Annotated in this window: 16 protein-coding genes; 10 read left to right on the top strand and 6 right to left on the bottom strand. The window is 70.2% G+C overall.

Annotated elements, in window-relative coordinates; all coding sequences use genetic code 11:
• Positions 1–236: 236 nt before the first annotated feature.
• The gene (locus E1288_RS43565) at positions 237–1,223 is read left to right on the top strand and encodes a hypothetical protein (protein ID WP_132494841.1); all 987 of its coding nucleotides are present in this window, start codon (positions 237–239) and stop codon (positions 1,221–1,223) included.
• A gap of 5 nt (positions 1,224–1,228) precedes the next feature.
• Positions 1,229–3,418: a WXG100 family type VII secretion target gene (locus E1288_RS43560; protein ID WP_132494839.1), complete on the top strand. Its 2,190-nt coding sequence runs from the start codon at positions 1,229–1,231 to the stop codon at positions 3,416–3,418.
• 326 nt (positions 3,419–3,744) lie between these two features.
• On the opposite strand, the gene E1288_RS43555 is transcribed toward E1288_RS43560, so the two are convergent.
• A complete protein-coding gene (locus E1288_RS43555; RefSeq protein ID WP_132494837.1) occupies positions 3,745–4,026 on the bottom strand; it encodes a hypothetical protein in 282 nt (93 codons plus the stop codon).
• Between the two features lie 382 nt (positions 4,027–4,408).
• Here E1288_RS43555 and E1288_RS43545 point away from each other — a divergent pair, with 382 nt between their 5' ends.
• Positions 4,409–5,263 (top strand): helix-turn-helix domain-containing protein, encoded by an 855-nt coding sequence (locus tag E1288_RS43545; protein WP_132494835.1) that lies wholly within the window; start codon positions 4,409–4,411, stop codon positions 5,261–5,263.
• Complete coding sequence (locus E1288_RS43540) at positions 5,263–5,454, top strand: DUF397 domain-containing protein (RefSeq protein ID WP_165968587.1); 192 nt, start codon at positions 5,263–5,265, stop codon at positions 5,452–5,454. The genes E1288_RS43545 and E1288_RS43540 overlap by 1 nt, the downstream gene beginning before the upstream one ends.
• Positions 5,455–5,570: 116 nt before the next feature.
• Here the strand turns inward: E1288_RS43540 and E1288_RS43535 are convergent, their stop codons facing one another.
• Both E1288_RS43535 and E1288_RS43530 read right to left on the bottom strand, forming a co-directional pair.
• A complete protein-coding gene (locus E1288_RS43535; RefSeq protein ID WP_132494831.1) occupies positions 5,571–6,623 on the bottom strand; it encodes a hypothetical protein in 1,053 nt (350 codons plus the stop codon).
• Positions 6,620–7,762, bottom strand: a complete 1,143-nt coding sequence (locus E1288_RS43530; RefSeq protein ID WP_132494829.1) for a type VII secretion protein EccE — start codon at positions 7,760–7,762, stop codon at positions 6,620–6,622. Before E1288_RS43530 ends, E1288_RS43535 begins: the two co-directional genes overlap by 4 nt.
• A gap of 233 nt (positions 7,763–7,995) precedes the next feature.
• On the opposite strand from E1288_RS43530, the gene E1288_RS43525 reads away from it, so the two are divergent.
• The gene (locus E1288_RS43525) at positions 7,996–8,943 is read left to right on the top strand and encodes a sigma-70 family RNA polymerase sigma factor (protein WP_165968586.1); all 948 of its coding nucleotides are present in this window, start codon (positions 7,996–7,998) and stop codon (positions 8,941–8,943) included.
• A 233-nt stretch (positions 8,944–9,176) separates the two neighbouring features.
• On the opposite strand, the gene E1288_RS43520 is transcribed toward E1288_RS43525, so the two are convergent.
• Positions 9,177–10,172: an aldo/keto reductase gene (locus tag E1288_RS43520; RefSeq protein WP_132494827.1), complete on the bottom strand. Its 996-nt coding sequence runs from the start codon at positions 10,170–10,172 to the stop codon at positions 9,177–9,179.
• A 117-nt stretch (positions 10,173–10,289) separates the two neighbouring features.
• Here E1288_RS43520 and E1288_RS43515 point away from each other — a divergent pair, with 117 nt between their 5' ends.
• The 3 genes from E1288_RS43515 (at position 10,290) to E1288_RS43505 (ending at position 14,295) form a co-directional block, all read left to right on the top strand.
• Positions 10,290–11,147 carry a helix-turn-helix transcriptional regulator gene (locus E1288_RS43515; RefSeq protein WP_235884225.1) on the top strand — a complete coding sequence of 286 codons (858 nt, stop codon included), beginning with the start codon at positions 10,290–10,292 and terminating at the stop codon, positions 11,145–11,147.
• A gap of 26 nt (positions 11,148–11,173) precedes the next feature.
• Positions 11,174–11,734, top strand: coding sequence for a GNAT family N-acetyltransferase (locus E1288_RS43510; protein WP_132494815.1), 561 nt, complete (start codon positions 11,174–11,176; stop codon positions 11,732–11,734).
• Positions 11,735–12,363: 629 nt separating this feature from the next.
• A complete protein-coding gene (locus tag E1288_RS43505) occupies positions 12,364–14,295 on the top strand; it encodes an N-acetylmuramoyl-L-alanine amidase (protein ID WP_132494813.1) in 1,932 nt (643 codons plus the stop codon).
• A gap of 58 nt (positions 14,296–14,353) precedes the next feature.
• Here the strand turns inward: E1288_RS43505 and E1288_RS43500 are convergent, their stop codons facing one another.
• Positions 14,354–14,578, bottom strand: coding sequence for a hypothetical protein (locus E1288_RS43500; RefSeq protein WP_132494811.1), 225 nt, complete (start codon positions 14,576–14,578; stop codon positions 14,354–14,356).
• Between the two features lie 205 nt (positions 14,579–14,783).
• Between E1288_RS43500 and E1288_RS43495 the strand changes: the two genes are divergently transcribed.
• Positions 14,784–15,335 (top strand): flavoprotein, encoded by a 552-nt coding sequence (locus E1288_RS43495; protein WP_132494809.1) that lies wholly within the window; start codon positions 14,784–14,786, stop codon positions 15,333–15,335.
• Between the two features lie 9 nt (positions 15,336–15,344).
• Here E1288_RS43495 and E1288_RS43490 read toward each other — a convergent pair whose 3' ends face one another.
• Positions 15,345–15,569: a hypothetical protein gene (locus E1288_RS43490; RefSeq protein WP_132494807.1), complete on the bottom strand. Its 225-nt coding sequence runs from the start codon at positions 15,567–15,569 to the stop codon at positions 15,345–15,347.
• Positions 15,570–15,770: 201 nt separating this feature from the next.
• On the opposite strand from E1288_RS43490, the gene E1288_RS43485 reads away from it, so the two are divergent.
• Positions 15,771–17,372 carry a hypothetical protein gene (locus tag E1288_RS43485; RefSeq protein WP_132494806.1) on the top strand — a complete coding sequence of 534 codons (1,602 nt, stop codon included), beginning with the start codon at positions 15,771–15,773 and terminating at the stop codon, positions 17,370–17,372.
• Positions 17,373–17,507: the final 135 nt, after the last annotated feature.

The following is a 17,507-nucleotide window of genomic DNA, read 5'->3' as shown; positions in this document are numbered from 1 at the left end:
CGCGACCAGGTCTGGATCCATCGAAAACCCTGTTCCGCCCACCACTGATGATCACAGAAAGCAGGCCAGCCAGTGTTCACGAGGTCCTGAGACACAAACTGTTCACGAGGTCCTGAGCGAGGACAGGTCGTTCCAGCGACCATCACCACTCACGACTGAGCGCCGGGGGTTGACACCGGGTGGTTTGTTGAGGGGAGCGGGGTTCTCCGCCCCACGCGCGACGTAAGGGGGACGAGATGGCGGTTCCAGAAGCGACCGGCCGCGGTGCGGCGAGCTGGCCCACCAACGGCAAAGATCTCAAGGCCGATCCCAGTTCGCTGCGCGGTTACGGCACGAACGTCGCGACCATCGGCAAGAACCTGCAGTCCGACACCATGGGCGGCGCCATGAACATCAATGGCGTCGGCGACGACATCTCCATCAGCACCGGCGGTTTCCCGGAGGGCGGGCAGGCCGATCAGCTGATGGCCCGCAACGCCCAGGAGATGATGCGGTTCCTGCAGGACATCCGGCAGAACCACCTGGCGATCTCGTCGGTGGCACACATCTGCGCCGACCTGTACGAGGACACCGACGCCGCCAACGGTGTGCGGCTCTCCGGCGTCGAGTGGGCCTTCCACGAGCCCGGTGCGGAGCGCCCGCCCGGCGCACCCCCGTACCTCAAGGAGACGATCGCCGACAACGCGGCCGACCAGCCCAAGGGCCTCGGCAAGCTCGGCGACGAGAAGCTGACCGGCACGCACCACTTCTCCGGCGGCGTGGTCTACATGTACGAGTCCAAGGACGGCCGGACCCGCAGCGTGGTGCAGACCGAGGACGGCATCACCGAGACCGGCTTCGACAAGGACGGCAACGAGAGTTACAGCACGACGTCCAAGCCGAGCGGCGCGATGATCACCAAGACCTACGACGAGAACGGCAAGGTGGTCAGCACCACCAACCGCACCGTCGACTCCAGGAAGTTCTCCGGCGGCCGGGACGAGGTCACCACCGTCCGCACCAAGCAGGCCGGCAAGGACGAGACCGTCGTCGAAGAGCACAAGGTCACCAAGAAGTACTCGGACGGCACCGAATCCCGGCACTACTACAAGGAAGACGAAGACGGCAAGCGCAGCGACGAGCGCCACATCGGACGGCAGCCCAAGCGGGTCACGCCCGAGGACTGGGCCGACGAGGCGCGTCGCACCATGAAGGAGAACCGCCGGATGGCCGGGGGGATGTGATTCGGATGGCCGGACCCGCTGACGACTACTACGGCTACAACCACGACGCGCTGGAGAACTACTCCAACGGCGGCGGCGCCGGGCCGATCGGCCCGGACGAGCTCTACTACAGCGGCCAGACCGACACCGGCAAGGACTACACGCCGGGCCCGGATTCCAAGGCCGCCGGGGACAACGACATCAAGGTGATCCGCCGGCAGATCATGGGCGAGCAGCCCGGCACGGCCGACGAGCGCGGCGACCAGTTCGCCAACGTCGCGACGATGCTGTCGCACGTGCAGTCCCAGCTGCGCGGCCAGACCGAATCGCTGAAGGCGGAGTGGGATTCCCCTGCGGCCAAGGACGCGTTCCTGAGCAAGGTCGGGGAAACCCTGGCGTACCTGGAGGTCTGGGAGAGCGCGGCGAGCCGCACGGCGAGCGGGCTGCACGGGCTGGCCGCGGCGATGCGCGAAGCGCAGGAGGACATGCGCGCGCTGTGGACGGAGTACAAGCAGGACCTCCGCGACATCAACACCAGCTTCCAGCAAGAGGTGTCGATGGAGGGCTACAGCAGCGCCGCGTGGGAAAAGGCATTGGACAAGTCCCACGAGAAGTACAACCAGAAGGCCCGGGAGCTGGCCAGCCGGACGGCCGACAGCTACGCCCCGTACATCACCAAGCTGGCGCTCGGGCGGGCGATGAAGGTCGACCCGCTGAACGCGATCCAGCACCCGGGCGCGCTCGGCCTCAAGCCGCCGAAGCTCCCCGCAGCCCCAGGCGGTCCCGGAGGCCCCGGTGGCATGGCGCCGCCCGACGGAGCTCCCGGCGGGCCGAACGGATTTGCACCTCCCGGCCCCGCACCTGGCGGACCGAACGGCGCGGCTCCTCCCGGCGGCGACGGCCCTAACGCGCCTGTCGGCGCACCGCCGCCGGCTGCAGCGCCGCCCGGAGCGCCGAAGGGATCGACGCCACCCGGCCAAGGCCCCGGAACGCCCCCGGGTACAGCGCCGCCGAACGGCGGACCAGGCCAAGCGCCGCCCGGCCGCGCACCCGGGACACCGCCGGGCACGGCACCTCCCGGCCAGCCACCGCTCGGAACACCACCGCCGGGCCGAGCCCCCGGAATGCCGGACGGCGTCACGCCGCCCGGCAAAGCACCGGGCGGCCCGGCACCAGGAGCACCGCCGTCGCTTCCCGGCGGCGGTGGCGCACCCGAAGGCAGCGCACCGCCTGCGCTCGCCCCACCGACCGCGCCGGGCACCGGGCCCGTCATCGGCCATCCCTCCCCCGGTGCGCCGATCGGAACCCCGGCGCCCGGCGCACCCGGCGCTCCTGGCACGCCGGGCATGACGGCGCCGGGCGATGCCGCGCCCGGCAGGCCGCCCGGCACGGGCGCGCCCGGAATCAACGCGCCCAACGCGCCTGGCACCGGCACGCCGCCGGGAACGATGACTCCGCCGCCACCGGGCGGCTCGGGGGCGCAACCGCCGAAGCAGCAGCAAGGCAAGATCCTCGGCCCGCGCATCGGAAACCCCGGTCTCGCAACGCCTTCCGACCCCGAGGCCGGCACCATCCGGCCGCCGGCGGGGCAGACCGCGCCGCCACCGGGCGCACCGGGTTCGCCCGGCTCCCGGCCTGGAGGCCGACCGGCGACGGGTTCGCAGGCGGAGGTTCCCGAAGCGTTCCTCCCGCCGCCGAACGCGGCGCCTTCGGTGCTGGGCGGCGAGCAGCGGCGAACGCGCCCGGGCAGCAACGCGGAGTCGCCGGACCGCCACTCCGGCAGGAGCGACGTCCCGCCGCCGGTGCTGAGCAACCCGCACCGAACTGGACCGCTGAAGACCTTCACCGAACGGCGAGCCCAGCGGAAGCGCGAACGCGAGAAGAAGCTGAAGCCGCAGCCGACTTCGGAGTTCGCGGTCGACCTGCCGCTGAGCACCGCGCCGGTCCTGGAAGCCAGGACCGCACCGGAGGTCGACGTGCAGGCGGAACTGGGTGCCCAGGTGCCCGCCGCGCTGCGCGACCGGCCGTCGGTGCTCGCGGCGCACGAGCCGGAGGACATCGGCGCCGACCGCGCGGCCCGGCGCACCCGGCCCGCGGAAACGCCAGCGGACCAGGACCTCTGGGAGGTGGAAACGCCGGGCGGCCCGGTGGTGAACGGCGAAGCGGAGTACCGCTACCGCCCGGAACCGGAACCGACCCTCAACGGCAAGGCCTGACACCGGTGAGCTGAAAGCCCGTGAGTGTTTTGGAGTGCCATGGCGCCCCAAACACTCACGGCCCGGATTCCCAATTTTAGGCAAAATCGGAAACCCACCCGCACGGTCCAGAAGCGCCCAATTTTAGGCAAAATCGGGACCCGACCTGCCCCGGTCCGGCGGGTTCAGGGCTTTCCGATTTTAGGCAAAATCGGGACGGGGCTCTGGCCTTCAGGAGGCGGGGTGGCCGGTCGGCGCGCTGGGGGAGGAGTGTCGCGCCGACCGGCCCGCAGGACCCGTCCGCCGCAGGTCGGGGGCATCGGCGGCCGGGCCTGGGTCAGGTGCCGTCAGAGGCGCCGGAGGGCGTCCAGTATTCGGCGCTGAACTTCCAGCGACGGCGTCTCGTCGTCCGATGTGGACGGTGGTGGCTGGGGTTCGCGGAGCCGGTGCCTGCCGCCCTGATCCCGTTGTCGCCGTTCGGCCTCGACGTGCGCGATGAGCTGCCACACCGTCAGGGCGCCTTCGCCGCCACCGGCGTGCTGCGGCCGGTAGGACTTCCAGCACGTGATGATCAGGTAGAGCGAGACAACACCGGTGATCCCGGCAATCCCGGGGAGCACGGCCAACACGTCAGCAGGTCCTTCCGGTAGCAGGGTCGGGAAGCTGTCGAACTATTCGGTGCGCCTCGGCATCGCAATCACCGCACGTCGACCACAACCAAGCGATCTCGGAGTTGTCGGCGAACAACGCCTGGCGGCACAACGTCGAAACGAAGGTCCCGGTCGGATAGGCCAAAGCCCCATCGGGCCGCCGATCGGTACTCGCATGCCGCAACCCAGCAGCAGGAACCCAGTGGAAGGGATATGGCTGAAAAAGTCGCACGACCACCACTCCGGTCTTGGTCAAAGCTGGTTCAAGTGGATCTGTATCCAGAGTGCTGGATCTGATCCAGTCGCACAATCGCTCGTCCAGGCGATCATCGACGCTCGATCGCGTACCTAGGATTGGTTCATGACCCGATCCAGGCCCGGCAATCCCAAGGCCCGCACGCTCGGCGCCGAGCTGCGAAAAGCGCGAGAAGAAGCCGGGATCGGCGTCCGCGAGCTGGCTCGGATCCTCGGTTGCGCACACGCGTGGGTCACGCGAAGTGAAGCCGGAACGCGTGTCGCTACGCCAGAAGACGTAACAGCGATCGCGGTCGCCCTCGGCATCTCGGGAGCAGAGCGCGAACGCCTCGTCGATCTCGCCCGAGAAGACAGCGGCCCCAACTGGCTCCGAACCGGTATCCCCGGCGTACACCAGGACCTCGCCACGCTGATCAACTACGAGCGCACCGCCAGCTCAATTTTCGAAGTTGCGCCGCTCGTGATTCCAGGTCTCCTGCAGACACCGGACTACACCCGCGCCGTCATGGTCGACTGCGCGCCGGGCGAGCTTGAGACGCGCGTTGCGATGCGTGCTTCCCGGCGCGACATCCTCAGCGCCCGGAAGGCGCCCGCCTTCGAAGCCCTGATCCTGGAAAGCGCGCTGACAGCACCGATCGTGGAGGCGCAAGTGATGGCGGACCAGTACCGCCACCTGCAGAAGATCGCGAAACTCGAGAACGTGACCATTCGGATCGTCCCGTTGCTGCCGCCGCGATGGACACCGGCGCACAGCGGCCAGTTCATGCTGTTCGAGTTCCCGAAGGCGCCACCGCTGGTGCATCTGGAACATTTCGCGTCCGCCGCGTTTCTCACCTCGCCCGGCGTCGTAACTGCCTATTCGGAAGCGCTGAGTACTCTCCGTGCCGAATCGATGAGCCTCGATGACTCGATGGAGTTCATCGCTGCATGCACGACCAGAGCAGAGGAGACCGCACAGTGATGGAACAACCGACCGGCTGGCGCAAGTCCCGGTTATCCAGCAACAACACCGCATGCGTCGAGGTGGGTGCGCTAACCGACGGCGCGGCGGTCCGCGACAGCAAGGACCGCGCCGCCGGGTACTTCGTCACCGACCGCTCGCAGTGGTCGGCGTTCATCGGCGCCGTCAAGTGTGGCCGGTTCGAGCGGTGAGGCTCGGGTTCTGGTCGTGGCCCAGCCGGTGACGGTTGTGCCTGGTCAGGGTCGTGAGTACTTTGTGTTGCTATAGCAACACAAAGTACTCACGAGTCAAAGCCACCGGATACCGTTCAGTAGCGGCCTGGGGCGCCGAGTTCTTCTTGCTCGCGGTCCGCCGGGTTTACCCACACGTAGTGGTTCTCCGACTTCGTCAGCACCGCCAGCATGTCGTCGTGCACGGCCTGCAATTGCTCCGCCGTTCGCGACGTGAAGCGGCGAGCCGCCGCGATCGCCCCCGCTTCGTCAGCCGCCAACCGCTGCAGCAGCAGGACATCCGCTTGCAGTGCCGCGTGGGCTCGCTGCGGCGTGAACCGGTGCAGCACCATGACTCGCGTTTGCCACGGCGCGGGCTGCGCCGGTGACGGCGGTGATTCCGCGTCGTACAGGGACAGCACCGGTGCGTCCGCCGAGGCCACGACTCCCGCCGGAGCGCCCGGTTCCAGCACCGCGACCCGGTCGGCACGGCCCGTCGCCGCCTGCCCGAGGTCCGACCAGCCCGCCGGTTGGTCGGTGAACACCAAGACCTTCGCGCCGAAGCGCAACGCCCGGTAGGCCAGCAGGCGCGCCGCCCAGGACGCGCCGACCAGCGCGATCGACACCGGTTCCGGCTGGAACAGCGTCATCGTCACCGGGAAGCCCGCCTGGTTCCGGCCCAGCGGGAAGCCGAAGGACGTGCCGGTGAGCTGCAGCAGGTCGAGCTCCGGTTCGGTCGCTTGGTGCCTGCCGATGTCCAGCCTCGGCACCGAACGCTGCTTGCGAGGCCGCCAGCCGCGCGGCTTGCGCACCTCCACCGTCGGCGTGTCGTCCTGGCGCGGGCCGGGTCCGCCGGGTGGCAGCGGCGCGGCGACGGCCTGCGCGGCCGCCACCGACGCGGACGCCGCGGCGGTGTTCGTCAGGACCGCGCCGCCGGCCTGCTGGTTCCACTCCGACGTGCCGAGCGCGGGCGCGAACGCCGCGTCGTCGGCGTCCTGGCTCTTCGAGACCTTGATCGGCCCCGTCGTCTCCGGCGGCTTCGCCACCGAGATCACCGGAACTCGCTTGGCAGCAACGGGTTTCGGCGGCTCCGGCCGCGCGACCGCAGGCGGCGCGACCGCCGACTGCACCGGGTGCTGACCCTCGTTCACCGCGCCCCTCCTCCGGTCGGCGCCGACGCGTACACCGCTGGCAGCTGCTGTCCATCCAATCTGGACAACCGGCCGCCCGCTTGCTCGACGAGGCGCGCCACCAGCTCGCACGTCTGCTCGTACCGCTGCGCGTCGGCCGCCACCCGGACCAGCGCGGACAGGTCGGTGCCACGCTGTCCCGGCTCCAACGCGATCGAGATGCTGACCTGAGCGTCCGGCACCTCCGCCAGCGCCGACAGCAGCAGCGCGCCGCGCTCCGGGTTCGGCCACGACCGCATCCAGAAGCAGCCGTGCCGCAACCTGGTGGAACGCCAGGAATCCCACTCCTCGCGCGGCTGCACGGGCCGCCGGTCCGCCGGTTCGGCTAGGTCGCAGGAGCGCACCAGCGCGTCGAGCAGCCCGTTGGTGTCGAGCGGCCGCGCGCGCAGTCCCCTGCGCCGCAACAACCTCTCGACCCGCCTGGCCAGTTCGGCGAGGAGCACCGGGACATCCGGATCGCTGTTGCTGTCCACTGCCGACTGGGCGACCACCTGCGCGTCCAGCCGCACCGCGATCCACACCACGTCGTCGCGCCGGCTCGTGCCCGGCAGCGGCGCGCTGTGCAGGACGACCTGCACCACCACGCCCGGCTGCTCGGTCGCCATCCGCGCCAGCGCCGCCATCGGAACCGGCGGCCGCGGCCCCTCGTCGTCGGCGACCTCCAGCACGGCGAACCAACCGGCGCCGTCGCTGCCCATGCCCAGCCGCGAATCCCCTTCGCCCGCAACGTCTTCCACGGTCAGGTCGGGCGCCAGCTCGCACAGCGCGGACAGCCGCGCGTCGTCTCGGCGGGCCGCGACGATGCCGCGCCTGCGGCGGAACCGCAGGCGGAGCCAGAGCATCTCGGTCCACCACTGGTCGCCGCGCCAGCCGAAGGTGGCCACGGCCGCGGCCAACCCGATCAGGCCGCCCACGATCAACGCCCACAGCGCCTGGAACAAGAAGAAGCACAGGGCGAGCTGCACGACCTCGAAGGCGAGCAGCCGCGTTAGGCTGACCGGACCAATGCGGCCCGGCCTGCGCTGCGGGCGGAACCACTCGTCATCCCGCGAACGGCCGAACGCGCTCGACTTCGGCGGTGCGCTGGTCTGGCTTGTCATCGAAGGCGGATCCCTCCCACGCGGCAAGGCTATCCCGACCACGGCGCCGCGGACAGTACCCGATTCGACACCAGCCGTACCCGGACCGCACCGCACCGCCGCCGGAATCCCGGCTCCGGCCGCACAGCCAGCGAATACGCCGCAGGCGAGCCGCCGATCCGCGCGTCAGCGCGCTGCCAGCAGCGTTCGGCACGCTGGGCAGGGCGTGCACCCGTGTCCGGAAGGCTTGGCAGGTGGCGGCCCCGCTGCTCGAAATCGACGACGTTCCCGGAACCGAACGGCCTTCGGCGGCCGTCGATTCGGTGCGCCTCTACCTGGCCGGGATCGGCCGGACCGAACTCCTCGACCGGGCCGGGGAAACCGACCTGGCCGAACGCGCGGCGGCCGGGCTCCGCGCCGAAGAAGCCCTGGAAATCCCGGATCTGCCCGCGGCCCGCCGCGTCGAGCTGCGAGCCGTCGCCGACGACGGGCGCGTGGCCAGAGCCGCGCTGGTGGAGGCGAACCTGCGGCTGGTGGTGAGCATCGCCAAGCGCTACACCGGGCGCGGCATGCCGCTGCTGGACCTGATCCAGGAGGGCAACGTCGGGCTGCTGCGCGCCGTCGAGAAGTATGACCACAGCCCGGGTTTCCGGTTCGCGACCTACGCGACCTGGTGGATCCGCAAGGCGATCAGCCGGGCGTTGGCGGACCAGTCCCGCACCATCCGGCTGCCGCTGCACCTCACCGAGCAGCTGACCCGGCTGGCGCGCCTGCGCCGGGAACTGACGGCGAAGCTGGACCGGGCGCCGGGACACGACGAACTCGCACAGGCGCTGGACATCCCGGTCCGCCAACTGCTCGAACTGCTCTCGCTCGCGCAGGAACCGCTGAGCCTGGACCAACCGACCGGCCCGAACGGCGGCACGCTGGCCGATCTGCTGGCCCTGCCCGACGACGGCGAAGCGGCGGGAATCCACTTGCTGCGCAACGAGATCGAAGACGTCCTCGGCACCCTCAGCCCGCGAGAACAACAGGTCATCCGGCTGCGCTGCGGCCTCGACGACGGACGCCAGCGAACGCTGGCGGAGATCGGCCACGAGCTCGGCGTGACCCGCGAGCGGATCCGCCAGTTGGAGCACCGGGTCCTGCGCAAGCTCCGCGAACCAGCCCGAGCGGACCGCCTCCTCGCCTACGTCGGCTGACCCGGCCTGGCGGTCCACGCAGGCGGATCGAAGTGAACGGCCTGTTCGCTCCGCTAGAAGAGGTGAACGGCCCGTTCACTCCACCCGCCCGGCGTTACGGGTTTCGAGCGAACGGCCTGTTCACCTCAATAGACGAGGCAAACAGGCCGTTCACTCCACCCCCGATCCCCAGGCCCGCACTGCGCGGGTTTGGCGCGAACGGTCCGTTCACCTCGACAGCTGCGGCCCCGGCGCTACTCGCGGCCGGCCGAGGTGAAGCTCATGTCGGCGTAGCGGGTGCCCGCGACCTTCGCCGAGATCGGCTCCAGGAGCTCCAGGTCCGCCGCCGTGAGCGCCAGGTCGGCGCCGCCGAGGTTCTCGTCGAGCCTGGTGCGGCGCCGGGTTCCCGGGATCGGGACCACCGCCAGGCCGTCCTGCTGCGCGTACAGCCAGGCCAGCGCCACCTGCGCGAGCGTCGCGCCGTGCCGCTGCGCGACCTCCCGCAGCGGCGTCAGGAGCTCGGCGTTGCTGGCGGCGTTCTCCCCGGAGTACTGCGGGAAGTTGCGCCGGAAGTCGCCGTCGGAAAGGTTCGCCGCGTCGGCGAACGCCCCGGTGAGGAAGCCGCGGCCGAGCGGCGAGTAGGGCACGAGCGCCACGCCGAGCTCCTTGGCCGCCGGCACCGCGGTGTTCTCGACGTCCCGGTTGAACACCGACCACTCGCTCTGCAGCGCCGCGATCGGGTGCACCGCGTGCGCGGCGCGCAGCTCGGCGCCGGTCACCTCGGACAGCCCGAGGTGGCGCACCTTGCCCTCGGCGACCAGTTCCGACATCGCCCCGACGGTCTCCTCGATCGGCACCGTCACGTCGCGCCGGTGCATGTAGTAGAGGTCGATCACGTCGATGTCCAGCCGCCGCAGGCTCGCCTCGGCCGCCGCGCGGACGTAGGCCGCGTCGCCGCGGAAGCCCCGGTAGTTCGGGTCGTCGGCCTTGCGGACCAGGCCGAACTTGGTGGCCAGCACCACCTGCTCGCGGTTCGCGTTCACGAACGGCGCGAGGAACTCCTCGTTGGCACCGGAGCCGTAGATGTCGGCGGTGTCGAACAGCGTCACGCCACGTTCCAGAGCGTGCTCCAGCGTGCGCCGGGCCTCGTCCTGGTCGGTCGGGCCGTAGAACTCGCTCATCCCCATGCAGCCGAGGCCCTGCGCGCCCACCACCGGGCCGGATCCCAGCTGAACCTGCCGCAACGTCATCTCGTTTCCCCTTCGGATCGGCTGCCTTCGATGCTGGCCGCCGCCGCGGGCGCGCGGCAGGGCGGGTTTCTCCTGGGTGTGGCACACCCAGGCTGGGGTCGTGGCAGCATCGGAGGGGTGAGCAACGAGCTGGGCAGCTTCCTGAAGGCGTGCCGGGCGCGCCGGAAGCCGAGCGACGTCGGCATCCCGGCCGGGCCCGGGGTGCGGCGGACGCCGGGCCTGCGGCGCGAAGAGGTCGCGGCGGTGGCCGGCATCAGCATGGACTACTACACGCGGCTGGAGCAGGGCCGCGAGCGGCACCCGAGCGAGGCGGTGCTGGACGCGCTGGCGCGGACGCTGCAGCTCGACGCCACCGAGCGCCACTACCTGAGCAACCTGGCCAGGCACGTGTCGCGCAGCCGGAACCCGGCGCAGCAGGAGGCCGAGCCGGTGCGGCCGACGGTGCTGCGGCTGCTCGACATGGTCGGCGAGGCCCCTGCGTACGTGCTGGGCGGCGGAAACGACATGGTGGCGGCGAATCCGGCGGGCCTCGCGCTGCTCGTGGGTATCGACCAGTGGCCCGCGCAGCGGCGCAACACGACCCGCTACCTGTTCCTGCACCCGGCGGCCCGGACGCTGTTCGTCGGCTGGCGCGAGGTGGCGCAGCACTCGGTGGCCGACCTGCGCGCGACCTACGGCGACAACCCGGCCGACCGGCGGCTCACCGCGCTCGTCGACGAGCTCACCACCAAGAGCGAGGAGTTCCCGGCGATGTGGGCGAGCCACCAGGTGCATCCGAAGGCGGCGGGCGTGAAGCGCTTCGACCACCCGGCGGTGGGCCGGATGGACCTGGACTACGAGGTCCTGGCGGTGCGCGGCGGCGACCAGCGGCTCGTCATCTACCAGGCCGAACCGGGCACCCCGGACCACGACGCGATGACGCTGCTCAGCATCGTCAGCCGCCGCGAGGAGCCGCACCGAACGCACCACGGGTGATCCGGGCGCTGAAGTACGGTCGGCAGGTGCTCCGACCTGACTACCCGATCACGACCGACCGCCTGCTGCTGCGCCCGTTCACCACCGACGACACGGCGGACGTCTGGGCCTACCAGCGCCAACCGGAGGTCGCCCGCTACCTCCTGTGGGAGCCGCGCGACCGCGACCAGGCGCGGGACGCCGTCGCGCAGATGGCCGGGGAGACCCGGCTCGACGCCGAAGGCGACTGCCTCAGCCTCGCGGTGGTCGCGCCGGAGCTGGACGCGATCGTGGGGCAGGTCGAACTCGTCTGGCGCAGCGAGAAGCACCGGGAGGGCGAGCTCGGCTACATCTTCAACCCCGACCACCAGGGCCGGGGCCTGGCCACCGAGGCCGCCCGCGAAGTCCTCCGCCTGGGCTTCGAAGAACTCGGCCTGCACCGGATCATCGGCCGGTGCAACGCCCTGAACACCGCCTCGGCGCGGCTAATGGAGCGCCTCGGCATGCGCCGCGAGGCGCATTTCGTCCAGAACGCCCACGTCAAGGGCGTCTGGCGCGACGAACTCGTCTACGCGATCCTCCGATCCGAATGGCAGGACCGGGCTTAAGGGATCGCCCCCAGAATGGCGTGCAGGCACACGTGAGCCATGATCGCCTAGAACGGTGAGCGCCGTTTTCGCGCGAAACCGGCGCTCCGCGTGAGGGCAGCGTGCCGTTTTCGCGCGAAACCGGCGCTCCACGTGAGGGCAGCGTGCCGGTTTCGCGCGAAACCGGCGTTCCACGTGAGGGCAGCGTGGCGTTTTCGCGCGAAACCGGCGCACCGCGTGAGGGCCGCTTGGCGTTTTCGCGCGAAATCGCCCCCACCGGGCTCCTTCGGGACGAGTGTGCCCGGACGACGCCTCGGCCACCGCTGGCACTTTCGGGCATCCAGGCGGCCCGAAAGCGAAGAATTCCCGCTCTGCACGTATCGACCCGGTTTCAGATCGGATTTCGACGGTCCCGAATCGCTCGAACGGTGGAATGGTGGGCCCCGCAGTTGATCAACCGAGGACACGACGAGGGTCCGACGCGTCCCGCGGCGGCCGACCGGCCGCGCCCGGGACTCGTAAGTGCTTTGGAGCGTCATAGCAATCCAAAGTGCTCACGAGCGCGCAGACCACTGGCAGGTTCGGTGATCGACAGCGCACCCCACAGGTCCACTTAGGACACCAGTTCTGGTTTTGCGAGGTAGCGAACTTTGACTGCCAGGAAGCTCCACTGGTGGCGAGCCGCTGTGGTCACGGCGAGCGTCACCGGGCTGCTGACCGGCGCAGCCCACACTGCCCTCGGCGCCGGCCCGGACACCGCCGCCACGACCCCGGCCGCGCCCGACACCGTCGAGCAGCGCGCCTTCGAATCGGCCGCCGCCGAGTTCGGCATCCCGATGCCGCTGCTGATGGCGACCTCGTTCCAGCTCACCAGGTGGGAAGACCACAACGGCGAGCAGAGCGTGGCCGGCGGCTACGGCCCGATGCACCTGACCGACATCGACCCCGACGAGCTCCGCAGCGAGAACCCGAAGCTGCAGAAGCTCGGGGACCACCCGACGCTGCACACCCTGACCGAGGCCGCGGCGCTGGTGAACCTTCCGCCGGAGCAGGTGAAGCGCGACCCGGAGCAGAACATCCGGGCCGGTGCCGCGCTGCTGGCCCAGCGCGCCAAGAACCTCGGCGAGGGAGACCTGCCGAACAACATCGGCGGCTGGTACCCGGCGATCGCCGAGCTCAGCGGCAGCCCGCAGGCCAGCGGTGCGCAGTCCTTCGCCGACGACGTCTACGACGTGCTCGGCCAGGGCCGCGCCCGCACCACGTCGACCGGCCAGCGGCTTGCGTTCGCCAAGATCCCGGAGGTGCTGCCGGACCGGGATCTCAGCGGCACCAACCTGAAGAACGTCAAGGACGCCCCGCTCGGCCCGAAGCCGGAATGCCCGACCGAGCTGGACTGCCGCTACATCCCGGCGGCCTACGCCCCGACCGATCCGCAGGATCCCACCGGCGGCTACGGCAACTACGACACGGCGAACCGGCCGAAGGACGTCAAGATCGACTCCATCGTCATCCACGACACGGAGACCTCGTACCAGACGGCGATCTCGGCGTTCCAGAACCCGGCGCACGGCGCGGCGTCGCACTACATCGTCCGCTCCTCCGACGGCCAGATCACGCAGATGGTCCCCACCAAGGACATGGCGTGGCACGCCGGCAACTGGGACCGGAACATGCGCTCGATCGGCATCGAGCACGAGGGCTTCGCCGCCGAGGGCGGCAAGTGGTACACCGAGCAGATGTACCGCTCGTCGGCTGAGCTGGTGAAGTTCCTGGCGGACAAGTACGACATCCCGCTGGACCGCGAGCACATCGTCGGCCACGACGACGTCAGCGCCGACAACCCGGCGAAGGCGGGCGGTGAGCACTACGACCCGGGCCCGTTCTGGGACTGGGCGCACTACATGAAGCTGCTGGACGAGCCGCTGGACGGCGACACCGGCGGCGACGACGTGGTGACCATCTTCCCGCGGTTCGACGCGAACCGGCCGGAGGTCGTCGAATGCCCGAAGGACGAGCCCTGCCGGACCCTGCCGGCGCAGGGGGCGAACTTCCTGTACCTGCACACCGAGCCGCGCGATGACGCGCCGCTGATCGGCTCCCCGACGGTGCACCCGGACGGCTCGCCGGGCACGACCAAGATCGAGGACTGGTCGGCCAAGGCCAACACCGGCCGGCAGTACGCGGTGGCGGAACGCTCGGGCGACTGGCTGGCCATCTGGTTCGACGGCAAGAAGGCCTGGCTGCGCGACCCGGGCGGCACGAACACAGCACCCGCCGACGGCGCCGACCTGGTCACGCCGGTCCGGGACCAGATCCCGACCTACGGCCTGTCGCTGCCGCAGCCGGGCGACTACCCGACCGGCATCGACCCGCGCAAGATCAAGCCGCTGCCGTACAAGGTGCCGGCCGGTCAGGTGTACGTCGCGGGCGAGGAGACCAAGGCGCTCGACTACAACGTGGTCTACGACGGGCTGAACGACCCGAAGAACCACGAGGTGATCGTCGGCGACGAGGTCTACATCCCGATCTCGTACAACTACCGCTGGGTCTACGTGAAGGAATCGGACCTCAAGTCGGTCTGATGATCCCGGCGGAGCGCCCTGCCCAGCGGGGCGCTCCGCCGATCACGCCATCGACCACCTAGTGTTGCCCGTGCTCTTGCAGGTGGCGTTGGAGGTCGTGCAAGTGCTCGTGCATCTCGCAAGCCGCGTCGCCCTCAGTGCAGTTGTGGTGGTCCCGATGCTGAGGAGCGAGCTGCACCGCCACCGCGGGCGCCGGACTGGCCGCGAACGCAGCCGGGGCGAGGCCGGACACGAGTGGCAGCGCCAGCGCGATGCCGAGCGATCCGCGCAGAACAGTACGCATCACCGATGCTCCTTCGGTTGATGTTCGCCGAAACCCGAAGGTCTCGGTACTTTCCGAACCGAACGGCTGGAAATCGGCTCCGCCGAGCAACCCTACGCGCCCGCGCCCGCAGAATCCCGAGCACAAAGGCCCTTGACGCCGGTTGTGTCCCTTGTGGACGACCGTCGCGGTTCCGGGCTGATCCTTCCCGCGACATACTGGCGGGATGAGCGAGCGGACCCTGGGACTGATCGGATCGGCGGCAGGCGGCGTGGAGCAGATCCGCCCGGCCCTGATCGAACCGGCCATCGCGCGGGGCTGGCGGGTCGCGGTGACGCTGACGCCCGCGGCCGGCGCGTGGCTGCGGGAGCTCGGCGAGGTCGAGCGGATCGAGCAGGTCACCGGCCTGCCGTGCCGGGTCGAGCCCCGGCTGCCCGGTGCCGGCCGCCCGCACCCGCCCATCGACCGCTACCTGGCCTGCCCGGCGACGGCGAACACGGTCGCCAAGCTCGCCCTCGGACTAGCCGACAACCAGGCCCTGACCACGCTGGGCGAGGCGATGGGAACCCCCGGGATCCCGGTGGTGGTGTTCCCGAAGATCAACATCACGCAGGTCCGCCACCCGGCGTGGAAGTCGCACGTGGAAACGCTGCGCCAAGCCGACGTGCAACTCCTGACGGGCGACGACTACTGGCCCCTGCAGGGCCCCAGGAACGACCAGGCCCTGGAGATCCCCTGGCTCAAGATCCTCGAAGCGGCGCTCGACGACCGGACCTGAGGCCGAACCTCAGCGCCCGTGCTGCTGCATGTCTTGCTGGTGCTGGTGTTGTTGCTGGTGCTCCTGGCAGACCTGGTCGTCCGGGTTGCACTCATCGGTCTGCTGCTGCGGGGCGAACTGCACCACCGCAGGCGTCGGAAGGGCGGCGAACGCGGCCGGGGCGAGCGCAGCGACTCCGGACAGGAGTGGCAGCGCCAGCGCGAGGCCGAGCGAACGGCGCAGAACAGCACGCATCACAGATGCTCCTTCGGTTGATGATCGGCGAGGCCCGCGAAATCCCGCTGGACGAACCTGGGCCCCGGTATGTTCTGACCGAATCGCTAAACCCGGTTCCGCCAAAGAACTTTACGCGCGCACACACACCGAACCCCGAGGCCAAAGGCCTCGAAACCGGCCAGCGAACGGTTCAGGCACGCACAAGTTGGGGTGACGCCAGTGGACGACGACTTGACGCTCGCGGACGTGGTGGACGGCGCCATCGGCAGGTGGCAGCGGATGCGGAGCGAGTCCGCTAGGCAGGTGGCCGACCGGGACTTCCGGACCTGGCTGTTCGAGACCCTCCCGGAGCAGGCGGCGAGCGCGGGCCCGTACGACCCGCGCGATCACGCGTTCATCGTGTACGAGACCGTGACGGCGCTCTACCGCGCCGGCAACATGGCCGACTCGTTCCTGCTGCTGCGTTGGTACGGCGAGCATTACGCGCACCACCCGGATCCCGAACTGGGCGCGCGGGTGATCGACATGCTGACCGACCTGTGCGCCTACACCGGGCGAGCCGATGCGGCGGGCAACGCCGCCGCAGCCGGCGTCCTGCGCGACGTGGTGGACGCCGTCCGCGGTCCGGTGGACGTCCGGGTGGAGCGCGCGCTGTGCCGGGCGCTGGCGATCCACGCGCACCTGCGCGGCGATCACCTCGCGGCAGTCAAACACCGCTCGAGCAAACGCGAGGAGCAAGCGGCGCTGTGGACGGAGATCTTCCGGCGGTACCGGCACAACACGGATCCCGAACTGCGCGGGAGAGCGGCGCAGGGCTTGTACAACACGGCGCTGGTGTCGCTCCAGGAAGGCGATGAAAGGGCCGCCCGGGAGAAGTTCGACGAGCTCGTGCAGTCGTTCGGCCGGGATCGGGGCGGGAATCCCGACGTGGACGAATGGCTCAGCCGGGCCGAGCACGCTGGCACGGTGCTGGACGGGTTCGCGGTCGGCGAGCCCGAGCTGAACCTCGACTACCTGCGGAAGCAGCGTGACTGGGACCGCAGGAGGCGGCGCCGGGGCTTCGGCCTGCCGTGGCTGCTGGCGGGCGCCCCGCGGAACCACATGGCCAAACTCGTCCGCGCCGCCCGGGAGAAGCACCTGAGCTCGGTCGGCCAGGTCCGCAGCTGGCTGTGCTCCGGCGAACCGTTCGTGCTCCTGCTGCGCAACTTCGGCCTGGCCGAGGAGTCGGGCATCTCGTCGACGCTCGCGTCGGTCCTCGAGGATCCCGACGATCCGCAGGGCGACTACGTGCAGACCATCGTGTACCGCGACTGCGGTCCCGCACTGGCGGAACTGGAACTCGCGGTGCCGATGATCACGGTGGCCAGCACGAAGGCGGGCGAGCTGGACCTGTCGTCCGCGTTCGGCCAGTTCGTCCCCAGGGCCGCCCTGTACCTCCCGGACGCGACGTGGTTCGAGACCGTGGCGAAGCTGATCCCGCTGGCCGCCCAGATCATCGTCTGGGCGGCGGAGCTGACCCCCGCCCTGGCCCAGGAGATCGCCTGCCTGGAGGAACACGGGCGCACGGCCGACGCGCTGATCATCGTGGACGAACCGCCCTCGACGATGCAGACGGCGTTCCTGCCGCGCAGCGGGAACGAAGTGCTGACGACGAACCACCCGGCGCTCGCGGAGTTCCCGAACGTGGTCGACGCACGCGAGTTCAAGAACCTGGGCGTCGCCGATTCCCCACCCCTCCAAGAACTTCTCAACGCACTGGAAGCGGCCCGCGCGGTCCCGATCGAGCAGCGCATCGAAAGGATCAGGACCCACCTGGCCTAGGCGCAATACCGGTCGTTTAAGTGATCTTGGCTGGTCGAGGTCGGTGTCCGGTCTTGCTGGGTGCGGTGATGACGGCCGCTGAGGGGGATGGCCTGCTGTCCTGGCGCTGCTGGCGGTGGCGTGCCCGTTTGACCG

It is taken from the genome of Saccharopolyspora elongata, from assembly GCF_004348985.1.
In the GTDB taxonomy this organism is placed as follows: domain Bacteria; phylum Actinomycetota; class Actinomycetes; order Mycobacteriales; family Pseudonocardiaceae; genus Saccharopolyspora; species Saccharopolyspora elongata.
This window is presented reverse-complemented; position numbering and strand designations above follow the sequence as displayed.

Excerpts from the sequence above, each read along its gene's own strand:
- E1288_RS43520 (WP_132494827.1), bottom strand. The coding sequence starts at position 10,172 with ATGACGTTGCGGCAGGTTCAGCTGGGATCCGGCCCGGTGGTGGGCGCG.
- E1288_RS43530 (WP_132494829.1), bottom strand. The coding sequence starts at position 7,762 with ATGACAAGCCAGACCAGCGCACCGCCGAAGTCGAGCGCGTTCGGCCGT.
- E1288_RS43545 (WP_132494835.1), top strand. The coding sequence starts at position 4,409 with ATGACCCGATCCAGGCCCGGCAATCCCAAGGCCCGCACGCTCGGCGCC.
- E1288_RS43565 (WP_132494841.1), top strand. The coding sequence starts at position 237 with ATGGCGGTTCCAGAAGCGACCGGCCGCGGTGCGGCGAGCTGGCCCACC.
- E1288_RS43490 (WP_132494807.1), bottom strand. The coding sequence starts at position 15,569 with ATGCGTGCTGTTCTGCGCCGTTCGCTCGGCCTCGCGCTGGCGCTGCCA.
- E1288_RS43495 (WP_132494809.1), top strand. The coding sequence starts at position 14,784 with ATGAGCGAGCGGACCCTGGGACTGATCGGATCGGCGGCAGGCGGCGTG.
- E1288_RS43560 (WP_132494839.1), top strand. The coding sequence starts at position 1,229 with ATGGCCGGACCCGCTGACGACTACTACGGCTACAACCACGACGCGCTG.
- E1288_RS43500 (WP_132494811.1), bottom strand. The coding sequence starts at position 14,578 with ATGCGTACTGTTCTGCGCGGATCGCTCGGCATCGCGCTGGCGCTGCCA.
- E1288_RS43540 (WP_165968587.1), top strand. The coding sequence starts at position 5,263 with ATGGAACAACCGACCGGCTGGCGCAAGTCCCGGTTATCCAGCAACAAC.